The following is a 26,388-nucleotide window of genomic DNA, read 5'->3' as shown; positions in this document are numbered from 1 at the left end:
TCATTGTCATTTTCCGTCTCCCTGATGAGGTGGTCTACCCGGAGGTAAAGGCACCGTCACTATAGGCAGCCGCAATGACAGAAATATTACCCGCCGCCACTCTGCCGGTAGCTGCGCGGATGGAAACGCGCCGTCAGCGCCATCAGCAGCAGCACCAACAGCGTATGCAGCTGCCAGTCGAGCAGGAAACCGCCGCTGTAGTCACGCAGCAGGCCGGAAATATACGGCGCAACGCCCGCCAGCAAAAAGCCGATGCCCTGCATAAAGGCCACCAGCCGCCCGGCCGCCGCCGGCTGCGGCAGGTGATCCAGCGCCAGCACCAGACACAGCGGAAACGCCCCGCCGAGGCCGACGCCGGCCAGCAGCGCCCACAGCCACGGCGTCTGCAGCGGCCAGCCGATCAGGCCGATAAACCCGACCAGCTGCATGATCAGCGCCGCCCACAGCAGCGGACGACGATCGTGACCACGCGCCAGCGCCGGCAGCGCCAGCGCGCCCGCCACCTGTCCCAGCGTCATCAGCGCCAGCAATACGCCGCTGGCCTGCGGCTGCCAGCCAAGCTGCATATAGTACGGCGGCAGCCAGGCGATCAGGCTGGCGTAGCCGCCGTTAATCAGGCCGAAGTAAATCCCCAGCAGCCAGGCGCGCGGGCTGCGGAACAGGCTGCCCGCCTGCCCGCCCGCCGGCGACGTCAGCCGCCCCAGTCCGCGGCTCGCCCACAGCCAGACCGCCAGTGCCGCCAACGCCGGCAGCGCCCACCAGGCCAGCGCGCTGTGCCAGTCGTGGCCGCGGTTCAGCCACGGCGTCACCGCCGCCCCCAGCCCGCCGCCGCCCATTAATGCCGCCGACCATAAGCCGGCCACCAGCGCCATCCGCTTGAGAAAATGGTGTTTGATAATGCCCGGCATCACCGCCTGTATCACGCCGATGCCCAGCCCGCCCAGCACCGCGCTGAGCAGCAGCTGCACGCTGTCCGGCGCCAGTTCGCGCCACAGTGCCCCCAGCGCAATCGCCAGCAGGCTCAGCAATACGCTGGCGCGTTCGCTCAGCAGGCGGTTGATCCATCCGCCGGCCAGCGCCATCAGGCCCATCATCAGCACCGGCAGCGCGGTCAGCAGCGCCGCGCCGCCAAAGCTCAGGCCGGTGGCCTGGCGCAGCGTGGGCAGCAGCGGGCCGACGGAGGTTAACAGCGGGCGCATATTGAGGCCGATCAGCACCAGCGCCCATAACAAAGGATGAAACCAGCGGCGCGCGACTGACGCCTGACCCGCCGGTTGAGAGTGATTTTCCACCATGGATTCCAGTCTGTGAATACGGAAGGGGGGCCGTCACAAGGCGGTGACGGCAACGTTGCCTCACTGTAGAAAATGCCGTTAGTATTTGGAAATTAAATAATGGAATGGTCAGCAGTGACAAAATGAATCGTTATCCGATGTTCAACCCGCAGCTGCTGCTCAGCTTCGTTGCCGTATGCGACAGCAGCAGCTTTACCCGCGCCGCCGAGCGGGTGTGTCTGTCGCAGTCGACCGTCAGCCAGCAGGTGCGCCGGCTGGAAGAGATGCTCGGCAAGCCGCTGTTTGAACGCTCCTCCCATCAGGTGCTGCTGACCGAAGAGGGCGTAAAACTGCTCAGCTACGCCCGGCGCATTATCGCGCTGAACGAAGAGGCGCACGACGCGCTGACCGGCATCTGGCGCGACGGCGTGCTGCGCCTCGGGGTGCCGGAGGACTTCGCCGCCTCCACCACCGATCTGCTGGCCGAATTCAGCCGCGAGCACCCGCACCTGCGGCTGGACGTCACCAGCGGCCTGAGCGCCGATCTGCACCACGCCTACGGCCGTGAAGAACTGGACCTGATTCTGGTTAAACAGCGCCGCAGCCAGCCGCCGCGTGCCGCACGGCCGGAGCCGCTGCTGTGGCTGGACAGTCTGGCCTTTCCCGCCATTGAACAGTCGCCGGTACCGCTGGCGGTGTTTCCGCTCAACGGGCTGTACCGCGACGAGCTGTGTCAGGCGCTGGACAACCTCGGCAGGCGTTGGCGCATCGGCTACAGCAGCGCCAGCCTGGCGGCGCTGACCGCCGCTTCCGCCGCCGGACTGGGCGTCACCCTGCTGCCCGCCGGCTGCCGGCTGCCGAGCCACCGCGTACTGGGTGAGGCGGAAGGCCTGCCGCCGGTGAATGATTTCGAGCTGGCGCTGTATTACCGCGACGGCGCCCCCGCCGCCGCCGGCGCGCTGGCGCAGCGGTTGACGGCGTTTTGCCGGCTGGCATGAACGGCGTCAGTAGGCCGTTTCGGCGTATTTTTCCCGGTACTCTTTCGGCGTCATGGCGTCGCCCTTGCGGAACACCGAGTAAAAATATTGCAGCGACGGGTAGCCGCACATCTGCGAAATCTCATTGATCGATAACGCGGTCGTCGCCAGCAGGTTACGCGCCCGCTCCAGTTTCTCGGCGTGGATCGCATGGTGAATCGTCTGGCCGGTTTCCTCTTTAAAGCGCTTCTCCAGATTGGAGCGCGACAGCCCCACCGCATCCAGCACCTGTTCCACCTTGATGCCGCGGCAGGCATGATGGCGGATATAGTGCATCGCCTGAATCACCGCCGGATCGCGCAGCGAACGGTAATCCGTCGAGCGCCGTTCGATCACTTTCAGCGGCGGCACCAGAATACGCTGCAGGGGCAGCTCACGCTGTTGTAGCAGGCGGTGCAGCAACTTGGCGGCGTGGTAGCCCATCTGCCGCGACCCCTGCGCCACCGAAGAGAGCGCCACGCGCGACAGATAACGCGTCAGTTCTTCGTTATCAATGCCGATCACGCTCAATTTCTCCGGCACCGGAATCGCCAGGTGTTCGCACACCTGCAGCAGATGGCGGGCGCGCGCATCGGTCACGGCAATAATGCCGGTCTGCTGCGGCAGGGTCTGCACCCAGTCCGCCAGCCGGTTCTGCGCGTACTGCCAGTTTTCCGGCGCGGTCGACATCCCCTGATACACCACCCCCTGATACTGTTCCTGCGCCACCAGCCGGCGGAATGCATTCTCGCGCTCCTGCGCCCAGCGTTTACCGCCCTCAGGCGGCAGGCCGTAAAACGCAAAGCGGTTCAGCCCTTTTTCTTTCAGATGCATAAACGCCGCTTCCACCAGCGCATGATTGTCGGTAGCGATGTAGTGCACCGGCGGGTAGTCGTCGTCACGGTGGTAGGAGCCGCCGACGCCGACAATCGGCACCTGAACGTTATCCAGCAGCCGTTCAATCTCGCGGTCGTCAAAATCGGCGATCACCCCGTCGCCCAGCCACTCTTTAATGTTATCGATGCGACAGCGGAAGTCCTCTTCAATAAAAATATCCCAGTCGCACTGCGACGCCTGTAAATATTCCCCCACCCCTTCCACCACCTGGCGGTCATACACCTTATTCGCGTTAAATAACAATGTAATACGGTAACGTTTTTCGAACATGCGATATCCCCGGAAAACAAACCACTCCCTGAATAGCACAGCCGTTCAGGGAGCAGTAAAAATGCGGCGAGATTTGTGAGGTAAAACGTTTATGCGCGCCGCTTGGTGGCGGAATCCATCCACACCGCCAGCAGCAGGATCGCGCCTTTGACGATGTACTGCCAGAAGGTGGGCACGTCCAGCATGCTCATGCCGTTATCCAGCGACGCCATGATAAATGCCCCCAGCACCGCGCCGGCAACGCTGCCGACGCCGCCCGCCAGGCTGGTGCCGCCAATCACGCAGGCGGCGATGGCGTCCAGCTCGGCAATATTGCCCGCCGAAGGCGAGCCGGCTCCCAGCCGGGAGCTGAGGATCAGCCCGGCGATCGCCACCATCAGGCCGTTAATGGCGAACACCGCCAGCTTGGTGCGCTCCACATTCACCCCCGACAGCCGCGCCGCGTCGATATTGCCGCCGATGGCGTAGATACGCCGGCCAAACGCGGTGCGGGTAGCCATAAATATCCCCGCCAGCATCAGCGCCGTCAGGATCAGCACCGGCGTCGGCACCCCGCGATAATCGTTCAGCAGATAGATAGCCCCGAGCACCACCACCGCCATAATGCTCTGCCGGGCGACGGCGCCGCCGGCCGCCGGCAACGGCAGCCCGAGCTGCGCGCGTCTGCTGCGTCGCCGCCACTGCCAGATGACGAATAGCCCCAGCCCCAGCGCGCCGATGCTGAACCCCAGGCCGCCGGGCAGATAGCTCTGACCAATCTGCGACATCGCGCCGCTGGTCGGCGCAACGGTGGTGCCGTTGGTGATGCCGACCAAAATGCCGCGGAACGCCAGCATGCCGGCCAGCGTGACGATAAAGGAAGGCACTTTGCGATAGGCCACCCACCAGCCGTTCCACGCGCCGAGCAGCAAGCCGGCGAGCAGCGTCACCGCGACGGTCAGCGGCAGCGGCCAGCCGAGCCAGACGTCAAAAATCGCCGCCGCGCCGCCCAGCAGCCCCATCATCGAACCGACCGACAGATCGATCTCCGCCGAGATAATCACAAACACCATGCCGACCGCCAGAATGCCGGTAATCGCCGTCTGGCGCAGCAGGTTGGAAATATTGCGCGCGCTGAGATACGCCCCTTCGGTGGTAAAAGTAAAGAACAGCAGAATGACAGCGATCGCCGCCAGCATCACCAGCACCTGCAGGTTCAGCGACCTCAGCGGCAGCAGCGCCTTTTTGGCGGGCGCAGACGGCAGGCTTGCCTCAAACAGCGTGTTTTTCGACATGTTTTTCACTCCTCAACGCGGCTTCCATCACCTGTTCCTGGGTCAGATTGCGGTTTTCCAGCGAGGCCTTGATTTTCCCCTGGTGCATCACCAGCACGCGATCGCTCAGGCCCAGCACTTCCGGCAATTCGGATGACACGACGATCACCGCAATGCCCTGCTGCACCAGCTGATTGATTAATTTGTAGATTTCGTATTTTGCGCCGATATCGATACCGCGCGTCGGTTCATCCAGAATCAGGATTTTCGGGTTCAGCAACAGGCACTTGGCGAGGATCGCTTTTTGCTGGTTGCCGCCGCTCAGGCGACCGATGGCCAGCTCCGCCGATGCGGTTTTCACCTTCAGCCGCGCCAGCGACTGCTCAATGGTCACCTGTTCCCGCGCCTCGTCCAGCGCCGACAGCGGGCCGCTGAAGTCACCCAGCGCCGCCAGCGTCATATTCGCGCCGACCCCCATCACCGGCACGATGCCGTCGCGTTTGCGGTCTTCCGGCACCATGGCGATACCGTAGCGCATCGCCTGACGGCAGTTGCCAATCGTCGCCGCCTGCCCCTCGATCGTAATGTTCCCCTGCCAGCGCCCGGGATAGGCGCCGAACAGGCACTGCATGGTTTCGGTACGCCCGGAGCCGACCAGCCCGGCGACGCCGAGAATTTCCCCGCGCCGCAGCGTAAACGACACGTCGTCAACCCGGCGGATATGCCGGTTAACCGGGTGCCAGGCGGTCAGGTTATCAACCTGCAGCACCACCTCGCCGATCGTGTGCGGCGCCTGCGGATACAACTCAGTCAGTTCGCGGCCGACCATCATGGCAATAATCTCCTCCTCGCTCATGTCGGCTGCCGGGCGGGTGCCGATGTGCCTGCCGTCGCGGATCACGCAGATCAGATCCGAGATCGCCTTCACCTCGTTCAATTTATGGGAAATATAAATACAGGCGATGCCGCGATCGCGCAGATCGCGCACGATCGTCAGCAGCGTGGCGGTTTCGCTTTCGGTCAGCGAGGCGGTCGGTTCATCCAGCACCAGCAGGCGCACCTGCTTGTTCAGCGCCTTGGCAATCTCCACCAGTTGCTGCTGGCCCAGCCCCAGTTCGCCGATGCGGGTATCCGGGTCTACCGCCAGCTTGACCTGCGCCAGCAGGCGCTGGCAGCGCTGATACATGGCGTCATAGTCCATCAGGCCATAGCGCCCCCACTCGCTGCCGAGAAACATGTTCTCCAGCACCGTCATCTGTTTGACCAGCGCCAGCTCCTGATGAATGATGGCGATACCCTTTTTCTCGGTATCGCGAATGGTTTTCGCCGTTATTAACTGACCGGAAAAATAAATATCGCCCTGATAGCTGCCGTGCGGATATATCCCGCACAGCACCTTCATTAACGTGGACTTTCCCGAACCATTTTCACCGCACAATGATAAAACCTGGCCGGCTTCAAGTTGCAGACTGATATTATCCACCGCTTTTACCGCGCCAAATTGTTTCGTGATTTCCTTCATTTGCAATAAACAGGACATAACGACCTCCGTACGGCGGCGTTTATTTACCCAGATCGGATTTTTTATGGAAACCATCAGCGACTATCGTGCTGTCGATATTCGATTTATCGACGGAAATAGGCGTCAATAACCAGGCCGGCACGTCTTTAGTACCGTTATTTAATTTGGCGTTGGATTTCGGCTGTTCGCCCCGGCCCATTTGCACCGCAATATTGGCGGCCTCATCGGCCAATTTACTGATAGGTTTGTACACCGTCATGGTCTGGCTGCCGGCGAGAATGCGTTTTACCGCCGCCAGGTCGGCATCCTGCCCGGAGATCGCCACCTTACCCGCCAGCCCCTGCGCAGCCAGCGCCTGGATCGCGCCGCCGGCGGTCGCATCATTGGACGCCACCACCGCATCGATATGGTTGTTATTGGCCGTCAGGGCGTTCTCCATGATTTTCAAGGCGTTTTCCGGCAGCCAGGCGTCCACCCACTGATCGCCGACCACTTTGATTTTGCCGCCGTCAATCAACGGTTTCAGCACGTTCATCTGCCCCTGACGGAACAGTTTGGCGTTATTGTCCACCGGCGAGCCGCCCATCAGGAAGTAATTGCCCTGCGGCACGCGCTGCACCAGGCTCTGCGCCTGCAGCTCGCCCACTTTCTCATTATCAAACGAGATATAAAAATCGATGTCCGCATTATTAATCATGCGGTCGTAGGCCAGGACTTTGATCCCTTCACGCTTCGCCTCGCCGATAACGTTGCTCAGCACCTGCCCGTTATAAGGAATGATCACCAGCACATCGACGCCGCGGTTGATCATGTTTTCAATCTGCGCCATCTGGGTTTCTTCATTGCCGTTGGCGGACTGCACAAACACTTTCGCTCCCTGCGATTCGGCTTTTTTGACAAAAATATCGCGGTCTTTCTGCCAGCGCTCCAGGCGCAAATCGTCAATCGCCATACCTATCTTGACGTCTTTACTGAACCCCGGCTGGCTGACCAGCGCCAGCATGGCGCAGGCGGAGAGGAATAAGTGCTTAAATTTCATCTTATATACCTTCTTTATTGAAATTGTAGGGTAATAATTGAAACGACTTTTTGTGGCACAACGTCCCGGGAATTGTTGTCGCTTACCTATCGCACAGCAATTACTGATTTTTACCGGCGAATTACGTTTTTTGGTTTAATGTTATTTTTATGATGGCGATCATGTTTTAACCTTGTGACAATTTGTCAGCGACAATAAAAACGTCTCATGGCGCCATCGGGCAGATCGCGTAATTAAATGCGCAATATGAGATCCGACGCACATTTAATAATTATCTGAATTTGAGTGTGAAATAACATAATTGAGACAATCATCACGAACTCCGAAGATTAAGGCATCCCGTAAAGCCGGGTTCCGTTACCAAGGAGTCGAGAATGCAATCTTATTTTGATCAGCTTGAACAAGTTCGTTACGAAGGCACCGGCAGCAACAATCCGCTGGCATTCCGCCACTACAACCCGGATGAAATCGTATTGGGCAAACGCATGGCCGACCACCTGCGCTTTGCCGCCTGTTACTGGCACACCTTCTGCTGGAACGGCGCGGACATGTTCGGCAGCGGCGCGTTCGAGCGTCCCTGGCAGCAGGCGGGCGATGCGCTGGAGCTGGCGCGGCGCAAGGCGGACGTCGCCTTTGAATTTTTCCATAAGCTCAACGTCCCCTTCTATTGCTTCCACGACGTCGACGTGGCGCCGGAAGGACATTCGCTGAAAGAGTACCTGCATAACTTTGCCGTGATGACCGACGTACTGGCCGAAAAACAGCAAAGCAGCGGCGTCAAACTACTGTGGGGCACCGCCAACTGTTTCACCAACCCGCGCTTCGGCGCCGGCGCGGCCACCAACCCGGACCCGGAAGTCTTCAGCTGGGCGGCAACGCAGGTATACAGCGCCATGAACGCCACCCAGCAGCTCGGCGGCGAAAACTATGTGCTGTGGGGCGGCCGCGAGGGGTACGAAACGCTGCTGAACACCGATCTGCGTCAGGAGCGCGAGCAGATTGGCCGCTTTATGCAGATGGTGGTGGAGCACAAACACAAAATCGGCTTCCAGGGCACGCTGCTGATTGAGCCGAAACCGCAGGAACCGACCAAGCATCAGTACGATTACGACGTCGCCACGGTTTACGGCTTCCTGAAACAGTTCGGGCTGGAAAAGGAGATTAAGGTCAATATTGAAGCTAACCACGCCACGCTGGCCGGCCACTCGTTCCACCACGAAATCGCCAGCGCCATCGCGCTCGGCATCTTCGGTTCCGTAGACGCCAACCGCGGCGATCCGCAGCTCGGCTGGGATACCGACCAGTTCCCGAACAGCGTCGAGGAGAACGCGCTGGTGATGTTCGAAATCCTCAAGGCCGGCGGCTTCACCACCGGCGGCCTGAACTTCGACGCCAAGGTGCGCCGCCAAAGCACCGATAAATATGACCTGTTCTACGGCCATATCGGCGCAATGGACACCATGGCGCTGGCGCTGAAAGTGGCGGCCAAAATGATCGAGGACGGGCAGTTGGATCGGCAGGTCGCCAAACGCTATGCCGGCTGGAACGGCGAACTGGGCCAGCAGATTCTGCAGGGAAAACTGTCGCTGGAAGCGCTAGCCAAGTACGCTGAACAGCATGATCTGGCGCCGCAGCACCACAGCGGCCACCAGGAAAAATATGAGAATCTGATCAACCGTTATCTGTTCGGTTAACCCTGTCAGGGGCGGACGCGTCCGCCCCGCAGCCGCGTTAATCCGGATATGCCACTTAAAGGGACCTTCTATGTATATCGGCATCGATCTTGGCACCTCCGGCGTGAAGGCCATTCTGCTGGATGAACACGGGCAGTTGCTGGCCAGCCATACTGAAGCGCTGACCATCTCCCGCCCGCAGCCGCTGTGGTCCGAACAGGATCCGCAGGACTGGTGGCAGGCGACCGATCGCGCCATGCTGTCGCTCGGCCGGCAACATGGCCTGCGGCAGGTGCAGGCCATCGGTCTGACAGGCCAGATGCACGGCGCCGTGCTGCTGGATCACCGGCAGCAGGTGCTGCGCCCCGCCATGTTATGGAACGACGGCCGCAGCTTTGAGCAGTGCCGCCAGCTGGAGCAGGCGGTGCCGCGCTCGCGCGCCATTACCGGCAACCTGATGATGCCCGGCTTTACCGCGCCGAAAGTGCAGTGGGTGCGGCAGCATGAGCCGCACATCTTCAGTCAGATAGACAAGGTGCTGCTGCCGAAAGATTACCTGCGCTGGCGGCTGTGCGGCGTATTCGCCAGCGATCTGTCGGACGCCGCCGGCACGCTGTGGCTGGACGTCGCCCGGCGCGACTGGAGCGATGAGATGCTGGCCGCCTGCGGCCTGACGCGCAGCCAGATGCCGGCGCTGTTTGAAGGCAGCCAGCTCACCGGCCGGCTGAATGCCGAGCTGGCGCAGCGCTGGGACATGCCGCAGGCGCCGGTGGCGGCGGGCGGCGGCGACAATGCGGCCGGCGCGATCGGCGTCGGGCTGTATCAGCCCGGCCAGGCGATGCTGTCGCTCGGTACCTCTGGGGTCTATTTCGCCGTCAGCGACGGTTTCCTCAGCAACCCGGCCAGCGCCGTCCACAGTTTTTGCCACGCACTGCCCGATACCTGGCATCTGATGTCGGTGATGCTCAGCGCCGCTTCCTGCCTGAACTGGGTATGCCGGCTGACCAACGTTGCCGACGTCGCTACCCTGCTGCACAACGTCGAGCAGGCCAGTCCGGCGGACGCGCCGCTGTGGTTCCTGCCCTACCTGTCCGGCGAACGTACGCCGCACAATAATCCGAACGCCAAAGGCGTATTCTGGGGGCTGACCCATCAGCACGGGCCGGACGATCTGGCGCGTGCAGTGCTGGAAGGCGTAGGTTTCGCGCTCGCCGACGGCATGGATGCGCTGCACGCCAGCGGCCTGCATCCTGACAGCATCACGCTGATCGGCGGCGGCGCACGCAGCCCGTTCTGGCGGCAGATGCTGGCGGATATCAGCGGCCAGCGGCTGGAATACCGCACCGGCGGCGACGTCGGCCCGGCGCTGGGCGCGGCGCGGCTGGCGCAGATTGCGCTCAACCCGCAGCGTCCGTTGGCCGAACTGCTGCCCCCGCTGCCGCTGGAGCAGCTGCACACGCCGGATGCCGGGCGTCATCAGGAGTACGCGGAGCGCCGCGCCACCTTCCGCGAACTGTACCGCTGTCTGCTGCCGTTGATGTGAACAAAAGGGGCCAACCCGCGTTGGCCCCGATAAGAATCCGCAGAACGACGGATCCGCCAGCATTGCACCGCCTCTTGTTGCGACCGCCTCTCCTTCATCATTACCAAATCGAATAATCACCAGTGGCAAATGTCGCTGCCAACCCCGGCGCGACTTTTTTAAATTAATGGCTGCAACACAACACCTCTGGATAAGGAACCGATTGTGGAAAACAGCCAACAACAAAGCCGCAGAACCTTTCTCAGCCAAACCGGCAAGCTGACCACCGCCTGCGCGGTGCTCGGCCTCAGCGGCGGCGTGGCGCAGGCGGCCACGCCCGCCAATAGTGACCCCAGCGCCGCACCGGCGCCGCCGATGACCCTCACCGACCGCCACTACCTGCTGAGCGACGTCCTGCTGGAAGAGGGCTTCGAATACGACGGCGACACGGTGATCGGCACCCGCACCGCGCGCTACACGCTGGAGATTAAAGACGGCAACATCGCGGCGCTGCACCCGGCCGGCGCCACGCCGCCCGCCGCTCTGCCGCGCTATTCGGCAGGCGGCCAGTTGCTGCTGCCCGGCACGCGCGATATGCATATCCACCTGGATAAAACCTTCTACGGCGGCCCGTGGCAGGCGCCGCGCCCGCGCCAGGGCAAAACCATCATGGATATGATTGCGCTGGAGCAGACGCTGATCCCCAAACTGCTGCCGACCTCGCAGCAGCGCGCCGAAGGGTTGATCGCCCTGCTGCAGTCCAAAGGCAGTACGGTGGCGCGCAGCCACTGCAATATCGACCCGGTCAGCGGGCTGAAAAGTCTTGAACACCTGCAGCGTGCGCTGGAAAATCAGCGCGCCGGCTTCAGCTGCGAGATCGTCGCCTTCCCGCAGCACGGCCTGCTGCATTCAAAGGTGGATGCGCTGATGCGCGAAGCGATGCAGATGGGAGTGCAGTACGTCGGCGGTCTCGACCCGACCAACGTCGACGGCGCGATGGAGAAATCGCTCGACGCCATGTTCCAGATCGCACTCGACAGCGGCAAGGGCGTCGATATTCACCTGCATGAAACCAGCCCGGCGGGCGTCGCGGCCATCGACTATATGATTGCCACCGTCGAGAAAAACCCGGCGCTGCGCGGCAAGGTCACCATCAGCCACGCCTTCGCGCTCAGCACGCTGGATGAAGGACGCGTGGCGGAGACCGCCGAACGGCTGGCGGCGCAGCAGATAACCATCGCCTCGACGGTGCCGATCGGCAGCCTGATGATGCCGCTGCCGCAGCTGAGTGAAAAAGGGGTATTTGTGATGACCGGCACCGACAGCGTGATCGACCACTGGTCGCCGTTCGGCAGCGGCGATATGCTGGAAAAAGCCAACCTCTATGCCCAGCTGTACCGGGGTTCGGACGAGTTCCACCTGTCGCGTTCCCTGGCCATTGCCACCGGCAACGTGCTGCCGCTGAACGATAAAGGCCAGCGCGTGTGGCCGCAGGCCGGCGACGACGCCGGCTTTATGCTGGTCGACGCCAGCTGTTCGGCCGAAGCGGTGGCGCGCATGTCGCCGCGCCGCGCCACTTTCCATCAGGGGCGTCTGGTGTACGGCAGCGTCACCATAGCCTGAGGCGAATAACGGCTGCGGCGGCTATGCCGCAGCCCGTTCAGGACACCAGCCGGCGGCGGTCGATTTTCTGCAGCCCGGCGGACAGCAGCAGGCTCAGGCCCAGCGCCAGGCCGAACACCCAGAAAATATCCAGCAGCGGATGGCCGCCGAGATCCCAGCCCTGATGGCGCACCAGATTGACAATCAGGGCGTGCAGGCCGTAGATCGCCAGCGAATGGCGGGAGAATACCGCCAGCCAGCCCACCGGCTGCGCCAGGCAGTTTTTAAACCACACCAGCAGCGACACCGCCGCGATAAACACCAGCGGGTTGGCGTACAGGTAGTAGGTGGCGGCAAAATTGCCGTTAATCAGCGACTGATGCCGGGTGCCGATGATAATCAGCGCCACACTGCCGACAAAGGCCAGCGCCGCCAGCAGGCTGACGCCGCGTCGTCCGGTATCCATCATGCCGATCGCCCGCCCGGCCAGCGCATACAGCAGGTAGTAGAAGGTATCGCCGGCGATATACAGGTTAACCGGCAGCAGGTGCACGCCGTCGATGGCGAACTTATCGGTATTCGGGTTGGCCATCACCGCCAGAATCAGCAGCGCCGCCGCCAGATAGCGGCCGGATACCGGCTTGACGTTGATCAGCGGCGACAGCAGATAAACCACCACGATGGCGTAGAAAAACCACAGGTGATAGAACACCGGTTTTTGCAGCAGCGTGCGCAATGAAGGCCAGAAGCCAATCTTGGTGAAGAAGGCGATATACGCCAGCGCCACGGCGCTGTAGAACAAAATACAGCAGCCGATCCGCACAAAGTGTTTGCGGTTGGCGCTGCGCTCGCCGAAGAACAGGTAGCCGGAGATCATAAAGAACAGCGGCACCGCCGCGCGGGACAGGGCATTGAGCAGGTTGGCCGCATCCCAGGCGAGGCTGCCCAGTTTCTCCGGCGTGGTCAGCAGCGCGGTGGTGGCGTGGATCATCACCACCATCAGGCACGCTACGGCGCGTAAGTTATCTATCCAGCCAATTTTATTGCTCATCCACGCCCTTGCATGTCACTTATCGTTAACGAAGTTACAGCGCAGGGTATAGCGTGCGGATTTGGGCGACAAGCCCAACGCGCACTATCAGATTCGGCCTAGCGATCTTTATCAAACACAAACGCGATATGGTCGTCGTCCAGATAGCGGATCGTCACTTCGCTGCCTTTTTGCACCTGTGACGAGTAGAAGGCCGGGATGGTCTCCCTGCCCTCCACCTGTTTGGTGCCGCCGTCTTCCGGCCACGACAGCCGGTAGCGGATATTGACGCTGCCGGTATCGTTGGCGCTGCGGTAATGCACTTCCTCCACGCGCGCCAGCAGCTCCCGTCCCTGGGCGTCTATCTTGTGGTCGCGGTAAAACAGGTGGGCGATATATGCAAAAAAACCCGCAAAAATAATCACGGAAATAATGATAGCGAACTTCATAACTATATCCCTCAGCCTATGATTGTCAGGCCGTTAAACTGCGACATGATCTGCCCAACCTGCACCATTGCCTGACCAAACTCCACCCGCCCCTCTTTGGTCGAGAGATCAAAACCGGTCTTGTCGAATTTCATCGTTGCCAGACCGAGTTTTCCGCCGACGGTAATGGTGGTGGAATAGCCCTCCGTCACCACCTTCGCCGCCGTGAAATCGAACGAGAACATCGACATAGTCTCTTTATGGTCCTTGTACTCCAGCGCCGCCGGCGTTTTGATACTGACCTTAACCTTACTGTCGATGGTAATCATCTGATCTGAGGTCAGCGTCATGCCCTCTTTGGCATCCTGCTTCCAATTACCGAGAATTTTGGTGTCGACATTTTTGGTGATCGTTTGGTTCAGGTTGCTCTGGTACTCGTCGGTAACGTCATCGGTCACGATAACATGACGTTCGCCCGTTATTTGGTCATAACGTTTGCCGTCCAGATAAAAATCCATACCATCGTTATAACGCCGGGTCACCTTTTTCGACACAATCTGCTCTTCGGTACCCACCGTCTCTACCCTGCGTTCGCCGGTAATCTTCAGCTTTTCGCCGCCGCTGGCGATCTCCGAGTTGCGGCCGTTGGTGATGGTGACCTTTTCGCCGTCCTCAAACGTTTTCGTCTCTTTCTTGGTTACCGTGGTGGTGCGCGTACCGTGGTAGATAAAGGTCGCGTCGCCGATCACCTCATCTTTCTGTTTTTTCTGAATGGTGGTGGTGCGGTTACCGTCAATGGCCACCGTTTTATCGTTCTCCACCGAAATATTCATATCCTTTTCGGCGTGCAGCTGCACCATCTCCGAGCCGGCCTTGTCCTCAAAGAACAGATGGCTGGAGTTGTCGCTGTGGCCGTCTTTGGAGCGGGTCATAAAGCCCATCATGGTGGCGCCGGCGGGCAGCGCCCACGGCGGCATGCTGGCCTCGTTATACACCCGGCCGGTGACCATCGGCCGGTCCGGGTCGCCGTTGATAAAGTCGATCACCACCTCGTCGCCGACGCGCGGGATCTGCACGCCGCCGAAGCCCTGACCGGCCCAGGCGCTGGAGACGCGCACCCAGCCGGAGCTGGTTTCGTCGCCCTTGGCCTGCCGGTCCCAATGGAATTTCACCTTCACCCGGCCGTACTTATCGGTCCAGATCGATTCGCCCTGCGGCCCCACCACCCGCGCGGTCTGCGGGCCGTGGGTGCGCGGCCACGGCGTGCGCTGCGGCGAACGGTACGGCGTATCGGCGGGGATCACCGTCATCTCGATGCGGTGCACCGCTTCGTCGCCGCCGCTGGCGTAGCTGTTTTCCTCCAGATCGTAGCGGGCGCTCAGCACCAGATACTCACCGTTGTCGCTGGTAAACGGCGGGTTGAGCAGCGTAAAGGTGCAGCCCGGCACGATGCCCAGCGCAGTGGCGGTGGCGTTAATACGCTGGTGCTCCGCCTGCCACTCCTCCTGCCGCACCCGGGCGTAAAATTCACCGTCGCCGTGCTCGACAAAATGTCCCGGCCAGTCGTAGTAGTCAATCTGCCCCGGCTGCGGCGAGCTGGGGTTCTGCCGCGCCTGGAACAGCCAGGCGTTGGGCTTGCGGAAGTCATAGTCGTCGATGCTGTAGATCCCCGGCGTCACCCGCTCGGAGATCGCCCACTGGCCGATTCCCTGTTCGCCGGTGCTGCCGCCGGACGGCGTGGCGTGATAGGGAATCACCTCATAACCACTGAACGGCTGGTGCTGCTGCGGCGCATCGTGCAGCACCAGCGTGTGTTTGTCCGCCTCGTGGCGGAAAAAGAAGTAAATCCCCTCCAGCTCCATCAGCCGGGAGATAAAGTCGTAGCTGCTCTCCTGATACTGCACGCAGTACTCCCAGCTGCGGTAGCTGCCGGAAAGCTGCTCCTCCACCTGTACGCCGTACTCGCCGAGCACCGTTCTGACGATATCCGGCACGCGCTGATTCTGGAAGATACGCTGGTTGCGGTCCCGCTTCAGCGGCCACAGGTCAGATTCCATCGTCAGGGTGTAAACGGCGTAGCGCGCGCCGTTAATATCGGCGCTGTGCACGTTGACCGAGGTGACCTTGCCGTTGAGATAACGCGGTGCGGACAGTACGCCCTGCGTCGGAATGGTCAAAGTGATCGGCTGGCCCAGCATCGCCCGGCGGTCCAGGCGGGCATCGGTGCTGAGCAGCATCACCTGCAGTTCGAACGAGCTGGAAACCTCTTCCACCCCGCTGAGCTTCCAGAACTTCAGCGCACCGGCGCCCGCCGGCGTTGTCACAGTAATACGGTCAAACATGACTGCTTCTCCCTAAAACCAAGACGATCTTTGCTGACGATGAGCGGGATGCCAGCCTCAGCGAGAGCAGCACCATTGCTACGATACAGTTACTCTATTGTTAACACATTGCTTATAAAACAATGTGACGGAAGCCGGTTGATGCACAAAAAATCAGCATATTCTTAGATGAAAACCGCACACCAAGGCGAGAAAACGCGAAACGCTCAGCCAGGGAAAGCCCGGCTGAGCGCGCAGGAAGACAGGAGAATAGGGGGATCAGGCGTCGAACAGCCCGCGGTCGCGCAGCAGGTGCTGATTGCCTTTACGGCGGGTAAACCCGCTGCGGTCAAAGAACTCCAGCACCTGGATCGCCAGCTTGCGCCCGACGCCCAGCCGATCGCGAAAATCAGCGGCGCTGGCACCGCCCTGGCCGTCGTGCAGTTCGCGGATCAGCGCAGCGAACTGCGCCACACGCTGACTGAGATAGTAGCGGTCGACCACCACCGCGGTCACATGACCCAACTGCGCCGCCTTGCGCAGCGTGGCGCGCACCTCGGCCTCATCGGCCGCCAGCTCTGCCGCCAGATCGCGCACCCACCATGGCGCATCGCCAAACAGCGGCGCGATGCGCTGCCACAGCGCCTGCTCCTGTTCGCTAAAGGCCAGGCCATGTTCCGGCAGATGCAGCCAGCCGCGGCTGTTGCGCAACGCGCCGGCCGCCAGCAGCCGTTCGATGAGTAAAAACGCCAGCGCCTCATCCAGCGTCGGCAGCGCCATGCGCCGCAGGCGCGCGCGCCCGAGGCCCAACTGATCGCCATGCTGTTGGTGATACTCTGCCAGCACCTGCAGCAGGCGCTGCTCCGCCTGGCGGGCGTTTTCCAGCGACAGCGCCCTGCCGCCGGCCGCCAGCACCTCGTGCTCCTCCAGCAGCTGCGTCAGCCGCTCATCGCTCAGCTGGCGCGCCCAGCCAAAGGCCGCCACGTCCAGCGGCCCCTGCTGCAGCTGCAGCATCAGCCGCTGCGCATCATCCTGCGCCTGCGCCGTCTGCGTCAGCCAGTGCAGATACGCCGGCTGGCGTTTGCCGCGTTTCGGCGCCGTCAGCGCCAGTACGCGCGCTGCGCCCAGCGTTTCACGCGCGGCGATATCACGCAGCACCAGCCGATCGTCTTCCGCCAGCCACAGCGGCCGGTCGAGGATCAGTTCCGCCAGTGAATCCTGCAGCAGCGACACCCGGCCGGTGATATGGCTGGCCGCATGGTGAATATGCAGCGGCTGCCAGTGCTTCAGAGGCTGGTCCTGCTCCAGAGTCACCAGAATGCGTTCCGCCTGCAGCGCCGGCCGCTGCGCCAGCAGCCAGTCGCCGCGCGTCACGTCGCTTTTACTGACATCACCGCTGATATTCAGCGCGATACGCTGCCCGGCCTGCGCCTGCTGGGCCGACTGGTTCTGCGCATGCAGCCCGCGCACCCGCACCGGCACGTTCTGGCCGCTCAGCCACAGGGTGTCACCCACCTTGACGCTGCCGCCCAGCGCGGTGCCGGTCACCACCAGCCCGCTGCCCTTCACGCTGAAGGCGCGGTCGACCGCCAGACGGAAACGGCGCGTCAGCGCATGCGCCGCCGGCTCAAGCGCCAGCAGATGCGCACGCAGCGCCTCAATGCCCAGATTCTGCGCCGCAGCGGTAATAAACAGCGGCGCGTCGGGCCAGCCCTGCCGCGCCAGTTCAGCCTGCACCTGCGCTTCGACTTCCGCCAGCCTCTCGGCGTCGACGCGATCGGCCTTGGTCAGCGCCACCGTCAGCGCCGGACGACCGCTCAGGCGCAGGATCGCCAGATGCTCACGGGTTTGCGGCATCACGCCGTCGTCACAGGCCACCACCAGCAGCGCGTGATCGATGCCGCCGATGCCCGCCAGCATATTGGCGAGAAATTTTTCGTGCCCCGGCACGTCGATAAAGCCCAGCACCCGCCCGTCCGGCTGCGGCCAGTAGGCGTAGCCGAGATCGATGGTCATGCCGCGACGTTTCTCCTCCGGCAGGCGATCGGCGTTGATCCCGCTGATCCCCTGCAGCAGCGTGGTTTTGCCATGGTCGACATGGCCGGCGGTGGCGATAATCATGACAAAAGCGCCTCCGCCAATGCCGCTTCCTGCGTCAGACAGCGCAGGTCGAGCCACAGTTTGCCGTCGTTAATGCGGCCGATTACCGGCTGCGGCAGCGCGCGCCACGCCTGCGCCAGACGCTCCAGGGTAGCGCCGCGGCCGTCCAGCGGCGCGAAGGTCAGCGCATAGCTCGGCAGACGATCGACCGGCAGCGAACCGCTGCCGATTTGCGACCAGCAGGGTTCGGCACCCAGTGCAAAACGGCCTGCATAGTGCGCAGACAGCTGCGCCAGCAGACGCTCGGCGGCGGTCTGCATCTCCTGCTGCGGCCGGGTCAGCATGCGCAGCGTCGGCAGCTGCTGAGCCAGCAGCTCCGGCTGTTGGTACAGGCGCAGCGTGGCCTCCAGCGCCGCCAGCGTCATTTTGCCGACGCGCAGCGCGCGTTTCAGCGGGTGCTGCTGCAGCTGTGCGATCAGCGCTTTTTTGCCGACGATAATCCCGGCCTGCGGCCCGCCCAGCAGCTTGTCGCCGGAGAAGGTCACCAGATCGACGCCGTCGGCCAGCAGCCGCTGCGGCATCGGTTCCGCCGGCAGGCCGTACTGCGTCATATCAATCAGCGAACCGCTGCCCAGATCGGTGGCGGTCACCAGGCCGTGCTGCCGGCCAAGCTGCGCCAGCTGCGCCTCATCAACCGCTGCGGTAAAGCCCTGCACGCTGTAGTTGCTGGTGTGCACCTTCATCAACAGCCCGGTCTGCTCGGTAATCGCCTGCTGATAGTCTTTCAGATGGGTGCGGTTGGTAGTGCCCACCTCCACCAGCTGACAGCCCGCCTGGCGCATCACGTCCGGGATACGGAACGCCCCGCCAATCTCCACCAGCTCGCCGCGCGACACCACCACCTGTTTGCCCGGCGCCACCGCCGCCAGCATCAGCAGCACCGCCGCGGCGTTATTGTTGACGATGCAGGCGTCTTCCGCGCCGGTCAGCTGACACAGCATATCGGCCACCGCACGGTCGCGATGGCCGCGGCCGGCGCCGTCCAGATCGTACTCCAACGTCACCGCCGCGCCCATTACCCGGCCAATCGCCGCGATTGCCGGCTGCGCCAGCTGGGCGCGTCCCAGGTTGGTGTGTAAAACGGTGCCGCTGAGATTGAACACCGTCTTCAGACGCGGCTGCTGCTGTTGCGCCAGCCGCGCCTGCAGCGCCTGCGGCCAGTCGCCGCACCACTCCGGCAGGCATCCCTGCCGTTTAATCGCCTCGCGGGCCTGCGCCTGCATCTGGCGCAGCAGTTCGCCAATCAGCGTCTGGCCGTGGCTGGCCAACAACGGTTCTATCGCCGGGTCGCGCAGCAGGCGGTCAATCGCCGGCAGCTGACTGTAAAGAGAATGGGCTTCAGTGCTCATGGTCGCTCGGTATCAGGTGTGTTCAGGGTTGTATTCAGCAAAAACGGGGCGCGTCCGGCGCGCCCGTCAGTTCATCAGGGAGGCGAGGTGCGGGCAAAACTTTCGCGGGCGAACAGACGCTCGGCCAGTTTGACCAGCGCCGGACGCCCCACGCACCAGTTGGGCAGGATACGGCGGAAGTTGAGATAACCCAGCGCGCAGCCGGCGGCGATATCCGCCAGCGTCAGCTGCTCGCCGTTCAGCAGCGCTTTCTCCTGCGCCAGCGCTTCCAGCGCGTCCAGTCCCTGTTGCAGCTTGTCGCGCTGCCGCAGCATCCACGCTTCATCCTGTTTGCCCGCGGCGCGCAGGCTCTCGCGATACAGCAGCGACGCCGCGTCGGTCACGCCGTCCGCCAGCGCTTCGCTGCGCCGCACCCGCAGCGCCAGCGCGCGGTCGTCCGGCAGGAAGCGCGGCCCAGCAGGCAGCAGGTCCAGATATTCGGCGATCACCCGCGAGTCATAAAATGCCTCGCCGTGCTCATCGATCAGCACCGGCACCTTGGCCAGCGGGTTGTGCTCGCCTACCCGCGTCTGCGCCTCATAGGGCGGATCGTTGACGAATTCAAACGCCAGCCCCTTCTCCAGCAGCAGCACGGAAATCTTGCGGACAAAAGGGCTGGTATAACTGCCGATCAGTTTCATCTTCCCTCCCGTTGGCTGCGGGTAGGCAGCGCCGTTTATTTCACCGTCAGCGTATCAACAATGCGCTGCACCAGCGCCTGGTGCACCTCCAGCTCCTTCGCCGGCGACAGCATCTGCAGCGTAATCACGCGTTTATTGAACACCGTCAGGACAATGGTGGAAACCACTTTTTGCCCGTTGACGCTCTGTTCGGTATCCAGACGACGGAATTTCTGCTTACCGACGGTAAAGTTCTCTTCTTTGGTCTTTTCAATCTGCTTATAGCGGCCGGAAAGTTCGGTAAGCATGCTCTGCATCAGCTCACTGAGCATTTTGTCGCTGCCGTTCAGCTTCATTCCCGCCGGCGGAATCACCTCGGAGGAGACGGCGCTCTGCCGCGACTTGCCATTCAGGAAACGCTGAATGGTCGACGTATGGTCGTTAATGATGCCGCTGTTTTCCGTTTGATCGCTAAAGCCGGACGGCAGCTCAAAGGTCAGCTTGCCTTGCTGCAGCGAGACGCTCAGCCCCGGCAGCGGCGCAGGCTTCTCCGGCTGCGGCGCGGGTTGGGCGGCGGTCGGTTTCGGCGCGGGCTTCGGCACCGTCGGCTGTTTGGTGTCCGAGTCATCGCAGGCGCTCAGGCCGGCGATCAGGGCCGCTACGGCGGCGAATTTCACTATCTTTTTGAACATCATCCCTTTCCTTTCGCTTTACGCGCTATGGCGTAAACGTAGCAAGACGCTCCGGCGAATGCCAGATAAGACACAGGAAATTACCGAGGCGCCTGCAAAATCACGCCCCAGCCCCTTGTCACAGCGCCTGTCGCCGATTTCCGCCTACTCGCCCGGGAACAGGAATGGGTTGATACTGCTGCGGGCAAATCCCTCGTCTTCCATTTTGGCATCGAGGATCAGGCTCGCCAGATCGTCGGCCACCGCTTCCACCTGTGAATCCTTCTCCTGATAGAGAATTTTCATATAGGTGCCGCAGTCGCCGCAGCTTTCCGCCTTCACCGCCGCCTGTTCGCTGTCCAGCGACCAGTAGTTCAGATCGCGCGTCTGCTCGCAGTTGCTGCACTTCACGCGCACCACGTGCCACTCGCTTTCGCACAGGTTGCAGTGCAGGTAGCGCAGGCCGTTGACGGTGCCGATATGCACCATGCTGGAGACCGGGATGCTGCCGCACACCGGGCAGAACTGGCGGTGTTCGCCGTATTCGGCACGCGCCTTGCCGGGGATCTGGCTGGCCATCTGCGCCCAGTACAGCGACAGCGCCGCCCAGATAAAGGGCGCGTTTTCACTGCCCACCTGCGCGAACTCGCGGTTGAGCAAGGCGGTCGCCATCTGCTCCAGCTCCTGTTCGGAGGCCTTCTCCAGGTTATCCAGCACCGCCAGCACGTGCTGCGGCGCCTGCGGGCGCAGCTCGGCGATCAGCGCCGTCAGCAGCGTACGCCAGTGCGCGCTGCGCGGATAAACGCTGAGGTCGAGCGGCGGTTTGCCGCGTTCGGCGCCCTGACGCAGCGCGTCGGACAGGTCCAGCTGCAGCGGGTGGTCATGCTGCGCGTGCTGCTGCGCCTCGGCAATGGCGGCGGCGAAGTGGAGGTAATCTCCCAGCGGGTGATCGGCCGCCAGCTGACGCAGGCGTTCAGCGCGGCGGGTGTACAGGCTTTTCAGATTCGCGAAAAGTAACGGCGGAATTGCTTCCGCCGTGTGTGGCTTTTCACGCTGTGCCCCTAACTGCTCTTTAGGAACAATGCGGATACTCATCAGGGTTTGTTTTCCTGTCGTTTTTCGCGGACCTCACGGTACCAGCGCGGGTGGTGTTTTTTGGCCCAGGCGGCCGGCACCCAGCCTTCGACCATCGCGGTAATGGTGCCTTTCACCCACAGGGCGGCGTACACGTGCACCATAATCACGATAATCAGCCCCACCGCCGCCAGCGAATGCACCAGCAGCGCGATGCGGATCAACGGAATAGGGAAGGCCGGCGCAAAGTAAGGCCGCCAGATGACGATGCCGCTGGCCAGCAGCAACAGCAGGCTGATAATCGCCGCCCAGAAGACGCACTTCTGGCCGAAATTATAGCGCCCGGTGTCGCCGACTTCCTCGTTCATCGCAATCTTGTGGATGTTCCTGGCCCAGAGGATATCTTCACGGTTGATCAGATTATGCTTCCAGTAGCGCAGGAACATCAGCATAAACGCGGCAAACATGATCACCCCGGCGAAGGGGTGCAGAATGCGCGCCAGCTGCGGCGTGCCGAAGATATTCATCAGCCAGTTAAAGGACGGGAAAAAGAACCCCAGCCCGCTGATGGCCGCCAGAATAAAGCAGAACGCCACGATCCAGTGGTTAATCCGCTCCGGCGCGCTGTAGCGCTGAATTGGCTTTTCCTTCCTCATTTGCGCGTCTCCTCATCGTGCAGCTCGTCGTTCTCATCCTCTTCGACGCGGTTCGGGCCGACGCCGACATAGTGGAAGATACTGGCTGCGAAGGTGGCGGCAAAGCCGATGGCCGCCAGCGGTTTCCACACGCCTTTCCAGAACGTCACCGCCGGACTTATCGACGGGTTGTCCGGCAGGCCGTGATACAGCTGCGGCTTATCGGCATGGTGCAGCACGTACATCACGTGCGTGCCGCCGACGCCGGCCGGATCGTACAGCCCGGCATTCTGGTAGCCGCGCGTCTGCAGTTCGCCCACCCGCTCGGCGGCGACGTTTTTCATCGCCTCTTTGGTGCCGAAGTGAATGGCGCCGGTCGGGCAGGTTTTCACGCAGGCCGGTTCCTGGCCGACATCAACGCGGTCGACGCACAGGGTGCATTTGTACACCCGGTTGTCGTCCTTGTTCATGCGCGGCACGTCGAACGGACAGCCGGCGATGCAGTAGCCGCAGCCGATGCAGTGCTCCGACTGGAAGTCGACGATGCCGTTGGCGTATTGGATGATCGCCCCTTCCGACGGGCAGGCCTTCAGGCAGCCCGGATCGGCGCAGTGCATGCAGCCGTCCTTGCGGATCAGCCACTCCAGTTTGCCGCTGTCGTCCATCTCCACTTCGGAGAAACGCATCACCGTCCAGGATTTGGCGGTCAGATCGGCGGGGTTGTCGTACACCCCGACGTTGTGACCGACCTCATCGCGGATGTCGTTCCACTCGGAACAGGCCACCTGACAGGCTTTACAGCCGATACAGGTGGTGACGTCGATCAGCTTCGCCACTTCCGCTTTGTCGTCACGGGCGCGCGGCGCCGGCGTCAGGCCGTTGGTGGCGGATTTACGAATAATGTCCTGAGATTGCATTGCCATAACTCGTCTCCGTTACACCTTTTCCACGTTGACCAGGAACGCCTTGAACTCCGGCGTCTGCGTATTGGCGTCGCCGACAAACGGCGTCAGGGTATTGGCCAGGAAGCCTTTTTTCGCCACCCCGGTATAGCCCCAGTGGATCGGGATGCCGATGGTGTCGACCTCCTGACCGTTCACCTGCAACGTGCGGATACGCTTGGTCACCACCGCCTTGGCCTTGATATAGCCGCGGTTGGAGCTGACTTTTACCGTATCGCCCTGCTTGATGCCTTTCTTCTGCGCCAGTTTCTCGCCGATCTCCACAAACTGCTCCGGCTGCGCGATGGCGTTGAGCCGCGCGTGCTTGGTCCAGTAGTGGAAGTGCTCGGTCAGACGGTAGGTGGTGCCGACGTACGGGAACTTGTCGGATTTGCCCATCGTCGCCAGATCGTCTTTAAACACGCGCGCCGCCGGGTTGGACACCACCTTCGGATGCAGCGGGTTGGTGCCGAGCGGCGTTTCAAACGGCTCGTAGTGTTCCGGGAACGGCCCTTCCGCCATTTTATCGATGGCGAACAGACGCCCCATACCTTCCGGCTGCATGATAAACGGCCCGACGTCGCTGTCCGGCGCGGCGGTGCTGTAGTCCGGCACGTCCATCCCGGTCCACTTGGCGCCGTCCCACTCCAGCATCTGGCGTTTCGGATCCCACGGTTTGCCGGACGGATCGGCCGAGGCGCGGTTGTACAGAATGCGGCGGTTAAGCGGCCACGCCCAGGCCCAGTCCAGCGTGTTGCCGAGACCGGACGGGTCGGCGTTGTCGCGGCGCGCCATCTGGTTGCCGTCCGGCGTCCAGCTGCCGGCGAAGATCCAGCAGCCGCTGGCGGTGGTGCCGTCGTCGCGCAGATGGGCAAAGGTGCTCAACTGCTGGCCTTTTTTCACCAGAACCTTGCCGTCGGCGTCGAGGATATCCGCCAGCGCCTTACCGTTGCTCTCCTGCGCCACCTCTTCCGGCGACGGGTTGTCCGGCGTCAGGTAGTCCCAGGTCATGTTCAGCACCGGCTCCGGCGCGGCGCCGCCGTCGCGCGCGTACATCTCGCGCAGACGCGTAAAGATGCCCGACAGAATTTCACCGTCGTTCATCGCTTCGCCCGGGCCGTCGGCGCCCTTCCAGTGCCACTGCAGCCAGCGCGCGGAGTTGACGATCGAACCGTTCTCCTCGGCGAAGCAGGTCGATGGCAGACGGAAGACCTCGGTCTGAATCTGCGACGGATCCACGTCGTTAAACTCGCCGTGGTTCTGCCAGAAGTTGGCGGTTTCGGTATTCAGCGGGTCAATGGTCACCAGGAACTTCAGCTTGGACAGCGAGGCCACCACCTTGTTTTTGTTCGGGAACGACGCCACCGGGTTAAAGCCCTGGCAGAAGTAGCCGTTGACCTTGCCCTGCGACATCATCTCGAAGTACTGCAGCACGTCGTAGCCTTTGTCCCACTTCGGCAGCCAGTCAAAGCCCCAGTCGTTCTCTTTCTGCGCCTTGTCGCCGTAGAAGCTCTTCATCAGGCTGACGAAGAATTTCGGGTAGTTGCTCCAGTAGTTGACCTGCCCCGGCAGCAGCGCCTTCGGCGTATTGGCGCTCAGGTAGCTGGTCAGGTCGGTCTGCTGTTCGGACGGCAGGGTCAGGTAGCCCGGCAGGCTCTGCGACAGCAGGCCCAGGTCGGTCAGCCCCTGGATATTGGAGTGGCCGCGCAGCGCGTTGACGCCGCCGCCGGCCATGCCCATATTGCCGAGCAGCAGTTGGATCATCGCCATGGTGCGGATGTTCTGCGCCCCGACCGAGTGCTGCGTCCAGCCAAGCGCATACAGGAACGACGCAGTGCGGTCATGAGCGCTGGTTTCGGCGATATATTCACACACCTGCAGGAAGTCGGCCTTCGGCGTACCGCAGATATTCTCCACCACTTCCGGCGTGTAGCGGCTGACGTGCTCTTTCAGCATGTTCCACACGCAGCGCGGATCCTGCAGCGTGACGTCGCGCTTGGCGTAGCCGTTTTCGTCCAGCTGGTAGTTCCAGGTGGTTTTGTCGTACTTGTGGTTGTCGGCGTCGTAACCGCTGAACAGGCCGTCTTCAAAGGCAAAGTCTTCCCGCACCAGCAGGCTGGCGTTGGTGTAGGCCTCGACGTACTCGCGGTTGATTTTGTTATTGGTGATCAGGTACAGCAGGACGCCCGACAGGAAAGCAATGTCGGTGCCGGAACGGATTGGCGTATAGAAATCCGCCACCGATGCCGTACGGGTAAAGCGCGGATCGATCACAATCAGCTTGGCTTTATTGTGAATTTTGGCTTCCATCGCCCAGCGGAACCCCACCGGATGCGCTTCTGCCGCATTACCGCCCATCACGACGATCAAATTCGCGTTCTTAATATCCACCCAGTGGTTGGTCATCGCACCGCGACCAAATGTTGGAGCAAGACTTGCTACCGTTGGTCCGTGTCAGACGCGCGCCTGGTTGTCTACGGCCAGCATGCCGAGAGCGCGGGTGAATTTCTGTGTTAAATAGCCGGTTTCATTACTGGCGCCTGATGCGCACAGCATGCCGGTGGACAGCCAGCGGTTAACGGTGGCGCCCTGTTCATTAGCGGCGATAAAGTTGGCGTCGCGGTCTTCTTTCATCAGCCTGGCGATGCGGGTAAAGGCGTCATCCCAGCTGAGGCGCTGCCATTTGTCGGAGCCTGGCGCGCGGTATTCAGGGTACTGCAGCCGGCCTTCGCTGTGGATGAAATCCACCAGACCTGCGCCTTTCGGGCAAAGCGCGCCGCGGCTGACCGGATGATCCGGATCCCCTTCGATATGGAAAATGCTCTCTTTTGCGTTCTTGGCGCCGTCGCCAAGGCTGTACATCAACAACCCACAGCCGACGGAACAGTATGTACAGTTGTTACGGGTTTCACGGGCGCGCAGCAGTTTGTACTGCCGGGTTTCCGCTAACGCCGCCTCGGGGGTGAACCCCAGCGCGGCCACCGTCGTCCCTGCCATACCGCCAGCGCAGATCTTAAAGAACTGCCTTCTGCTGACCTGCATGGGGGGTCTC

20 protein-coding genes are annotated in these 26,388 nt (G+C 62.0%); 4 read left to right on the top strand and 16 right to left on the bottom strand.

Annotated elements, in window-relative coordinates; genetic code table 11:
- Window positions 1–86 precede the first annotated feature (86 nt).
- Entirely contained in the window at window positions 87–1,199 is a 1,113-nt protein-coding gene (locus tag TAN611_RS00295; protein ID WP_269656454.1) for a cyanate transporter, read from the bottom strand.
- A 218-nt stretch (window positions 1,200–1,417) separates the two neighbouring features.
- Between TAN611_RS00295 and TAN611_RS00290 the strand changes: the two genes are divergently transcribed.
- A complete protein-coding gene (locus TAN611_RS00290; protein ID WP_111736186.1) occupies window positions 1,418–2,272 on the top strand; it encodes a LysR family transcriptional regulator in 855 nt (284 codons plus the stop codon).
- A gap of 6 nt (window positions 2,273–2,278) precedes the next feature.
- On the opposite strand, the gene xylR is transcribed toward TAN611_RS00290, so the two are convergent.
- From xylR to xylF, 4 genes are all read right to left on the bottom strand, one after another.
- The gene (gene xylR / locus TAN611_RS00285) at window positions 2,279–3,457 is read right to left on the bottom strand and encodes a D-xylose utilization transcriptional activator XylR (RefSeq protein ID WP_105229260.1); all 1,179 of its coding nucleotides are present in this window, start codon (window positions 3,455–3,457) and stop codon (window positions 2,279–2,281) included.
- 89 nt (window positions 3,458–3,546) lie between these two features.
- Window positions 3,547–4,731 (bottom strand): xylose ABC transporter permease XylH, encoded by a 1,185-nt coding sequence (gene xylH, locus TAN611_RS00280; RefSeq protein ID WP_203067080.1) that lies wholly within the window; start codon window positions 4,729–4,731, stop codon window positions 3,547–3,549.
- Complete coding sequence (locus TAN611_RS00275) at window positions 4,709–6,250, bottom strand: xylose ABC transporter ATP-binding protein (protein ID WP_203067079.1); 1,542 nt, start codon at window positions 6,248–6,250, stop codon at window positions 4,709–4,711. The genes xylH and TAN611_RS00275 overlap by 23 nt, the downstream gene beginning before the upstream one ends.
- A gap of 22 nt (window positions 6,251–6,272) precedes the next feature.
- Window positions 6,273–7,271: a D-xylose ABC transporter substrate-binding protein gene (gene xylF / locus TAN611_RS00270; protein WP_105229257.1), complete on the bottom strand. Its 999-nt coding sequence runs from the start codon at window positions 7,269–7,271 to the stop codon at window positions 6,273–6,275.
- 374 nt (window positions 7,272–7,645) lie between these two features.
- On the opposite strand from xylF, the gene xylA reads away from it, so the two are divergent.
- From xylA to TAN611_RS00255, 3 genes are all read left to right on the top strand, one after another.
- A complete protein-coding gene (gene xylA, locus TAN611_RS00265) occupies window positions 7,646–8,965 on the top strand; it encodes a xylose isomerase (protein ID WP_105229256.1) in 1,320 nt (439 codons plus the stop codon).
- Between the two features lie 70 nt (window positions 8,966–9,035).
- Window positions 9,036–10,487, top strand: a complete 1,452-nt coding sequence (gene xylB, locus TAN611_RS00260) for a xylulokinase (protein WP_203067078.1) — start codon at window positions 9,036–9,038, stop codon at window positions 10,485–10,487.
- A gap of 204 nt (window positions 10,488–10,691) precedes the next feature.
- A complete protein-coding gene (locus TAN611_RS00255; RefSeq protein ID WP_111736178.1) occupies window positions 10,692–12,089 on the top strand; it encodes an amidohydrolase family protein in 1,398 nt (465 codons plus the stop codon).
- Window positions 12,090–12,126: 37 nt separating this feature from the next.
- Here the strand turns inward: TAN611_RS00255 and TAN611_RS00250 are convergent, their stop codons facing one another.
- From TAN611_RS00250 to fdnG, 11 genes are all read right to left on the bottom strand, one after another.
- Entirely contained in the window at window positions 12,127–13,119 is a 993-nt protein-coding gene (locus tag TAN611_RS00250) for an acyltransferase (RefSeq protein ID WP_105229244.1), read from the bottom strand.
- A gap of 98 nt (window positions 13,120–13,217) precedes the next feature.
- Entirely contained in the window at window positions 13,218–13,547 is a 330-nt protein-coding gene (locus TAN611_RS00245) for a hypothetical protein (RefSeq protein WP_203067077.1), read from the bottom strand.
- Between the two features lie 11 nt (window positions 13,548–13,558).
- Window positions 13,559–15,868 carry a type VI secretion system Vgr family protein gene (locus tag TAN611_RS00240; RefSeq protein WP_187043853.1) on the bottom strand — a complete coding sequence of 770 codons (2,310 nt, stop codon included), beginning with the start codon at window positions 15,866–15,868 and terminating at the stop codon, window positions 13,559–13,561.
- 258 nt (window positions 15,869–16,126) lie between these two features.
- Window positions 16,127–17,968 (bottom strand): selenocysteine-specific translation elongation factor, encoded by a 1,842-nt coding sequence (selB, locus tag TAN611_RS00235; protein WP_105229241.1) that lies wholly within the window; start codon window positions 17,966–17,968, stop codon window positions 16,127–16,129.
- Complete coding sequence (selA, locus tag TAN611_RS00230; protein ID WP_203067076.1) at window positions 17,965–19,356, bottom strand: L-seryl-tRNA(Sec) selenium transferase; 1,392 nt, start codon at window positions 19,354–19,356, stop codon at window positions 17,965–17,967. Before selA ends, selB begins: the two co-directional genes overlap by 4 nt.
- A 74-nt stretch (window positions 19,357–19,430) precedes the next feature.
- Window positions 19,431–20,036: a glutathione S-transferase gene (locus tag TAN611_RS00225; RefSeq protein WP_105229239.1), complete on the bottom strand. Its 606-nt coding sequence runs from the start codon at window positions 20,034–20,036 to the stop codon at window positions 19,431–19,433.
- A gap of 35 nt (window positions 20,037–20,071) precedes the next feature.
- Complete coding sequence (locus TAN611_RS00220) at window positions 20,072–20,707, bottom strand: DcrB-related protein (RefSeq protein ID WP_105233171.1); 636 nt, start codon at window positions 20,705–20,707, stop codon at window positions 20,072–20,074.
- A 144-nt stretch (window positions 20,708–20,851) separates the two neighbouring features.
- Entirely contained in the window at window positions 20,852–21,781 is a 930-nt protein-coding gene (gene fdhE / locus TAN611_RS00215) for a formate dehydrogenase accessory protein FdhE (protein ID WP_105229238.1), read from the bottom strand.
- A complete protein-coding gene (gene fdoI / locus TAN611_RS00210; protein ID WP_105229237.1) occupies window positions 21,781–22,416 on the bottom strand; it encodes a formate dehydrogenase cytochrome b556 subunit in 636 nt (211 codons plus the stop codon). Before fdoI ends, fdhE begins: the two co-directional genes overlap by 1 nt.
- Entirely contained in the window at window positions 22,413–23,318 is a 906-nt protein-coding gene (gene fdxH / locus TAN611_RS00205; protein ID WP_015344035.1) for a formate dehydrogenase subunit beta, read from the bottom strand. Before fdxH ends, fdoI begins: the two co-directional genes overlap by 4 nt.
- Before the next feature lie 12 nt (window positions 23,319–23,330).
- Window positions 23,331–26,378: a formate dehydrogenase-N subunit alpha gene (gene fdnG / locus TAN611_RS00200; protein ID WP_203067075.1), complete on the bottom strand. Its 3,048-nt coding sequence runs from the start codon at window positions 26,376–26,378 to the stop codon at window positions 23,331–23,333.
- Window positions 26,379–26,388: the final 10 nt, after the last annotated feature.

The organism is Serratia sp. Tan611 (assembly GCF_905188235.1).
GTDB classification, from domain to species: Bacteria; Pseudomonadota; Gammaproteobacteria; order Enterobacterales; family Enterobacteriaceae; genus Serratia_B; species Serratia_B rhizosphaerae.
The sequence above is the reverse complement of the archived record's forward strand: the minus strand, read 5'-3'. Positions and strand labels throughout refer to the sequence as shown.

Coding starts and splice junctions, on each gene's coding strand:
- TAN611_RS00295 (WP_269656454.1), bottom strand. CDS start 1,199: ATGCGCCCGCTGTTAACCTCCGTCGGCCCGCTGCTGCCCACGCTGCGC.
- TAN611_RS00290 (WP_111736186.1), top strand. CDS start 1,418: ATGAATCGTTATCCGATGTTCAACCCGCAGCTGCTGCTCAGCTTCGTT.
- xylR (WP_105229260.1), bottom strand. CDS start 3,457: ATGTTCGAAAAACGTTACCGTATTACATTGTTATTTAACGCGAATAAG.
- xylH (WP_203067080.1), bottom strand. CDS start 4,731: ATGTCGAAAAACACGCTGTTTGAGGCAAGCCTGCCGTCTGCGCCCGCC.
- TAN611_RS00275 (WP_203067079.1), bottom strand. CDS start 6,250: ATGTCCTGTTTATTGCAAATGAAGGAAATCACGAAACAATTTGGCGCG.
- xylF (WP_105229257.1), bottom strand. CDS start 7,271: ATGAAATTTAAGCACTTATTCCTCTCCGCCTGCGCCATGCTGGCGCTG.
- xylA (WP_105229256.1), top strand. CDS start 7,646: ATGCAATCTTATTTTGATCAGCTTGAACAAGTTCGTTACGAAGGCACC.
- xylB (WP_203067078.1), top strand. CDS start 9,036: ATGTATATCGGCATCGATCTTGGCACCTCCGGCGTGAAGGCCATTCTG.
- TAN611_RS00250 (WP_105229244.1), bottom strand. CDS start 13,119: ATGAGCAATAAAATTGGCTGGATAGATAACTTACGCGCCGTAGCGTGC.
- TAN611_RS00245 (WP_203067077.1), bottom strand. CDS start 13,547: ATGAAGTTCGCTATCATTATTTCCGTGATTATTTTTGCGGGTTTTTTT.
- TAN611_RS00240 (WP_187043853.1), bottom strand. CDS start 15,868: ATGTTTGACCGTATTACTGTGACAACGCCGGCGGGCGCCGGTGCGCTG.
- selB (WP_105229241.1), bottom strand. CDS start 17,968: ATGATTATCGCCACCGCCGGCCATGTCGACCATGGCAAAACCACGCTG.
- selA (WP_203067076.1), bottom strand. CDS start 19,356: ATGAGCACTGAAGCCCATTCTCTTTACAGTCAGCTGCCGGCGATTGAC.
- TAN611_RS00225 (WP_105229239.1), bottom strand. CDS start 20,036: ATGAAACTGATCGGCAGTTATACCAGCCCTTTTGTCCGCAAGATTTCC.
- TAN611_RS00220 (WP_105233171.1), bottom strand. CDS start 20,707: ATGTTCAAAAAGATAGTGAAATTCGCCGCCGTAGCGGCCCTGATCGCC.
- fdhE (WP_105229238.1), bottom strand. CDS start 21,781: ATGAGTATCCGCATTGTTCCTAAAGAGCAGTTAGGGGCACAGCGTGAA.
- fdoI (WP_105229237.1), bottom strand. CDS start 22,416: ATGAGGAAGGAAAAGCCAATTCAGCGCTACAGCGCGCCGGAGCGGATT.
- fdxH (WP_015344035.1), bottom strand. CDS start 23,318: ATGGCAATGCAATCTCAGGACATTATTCGTAAATCCGCCACCAACGGC.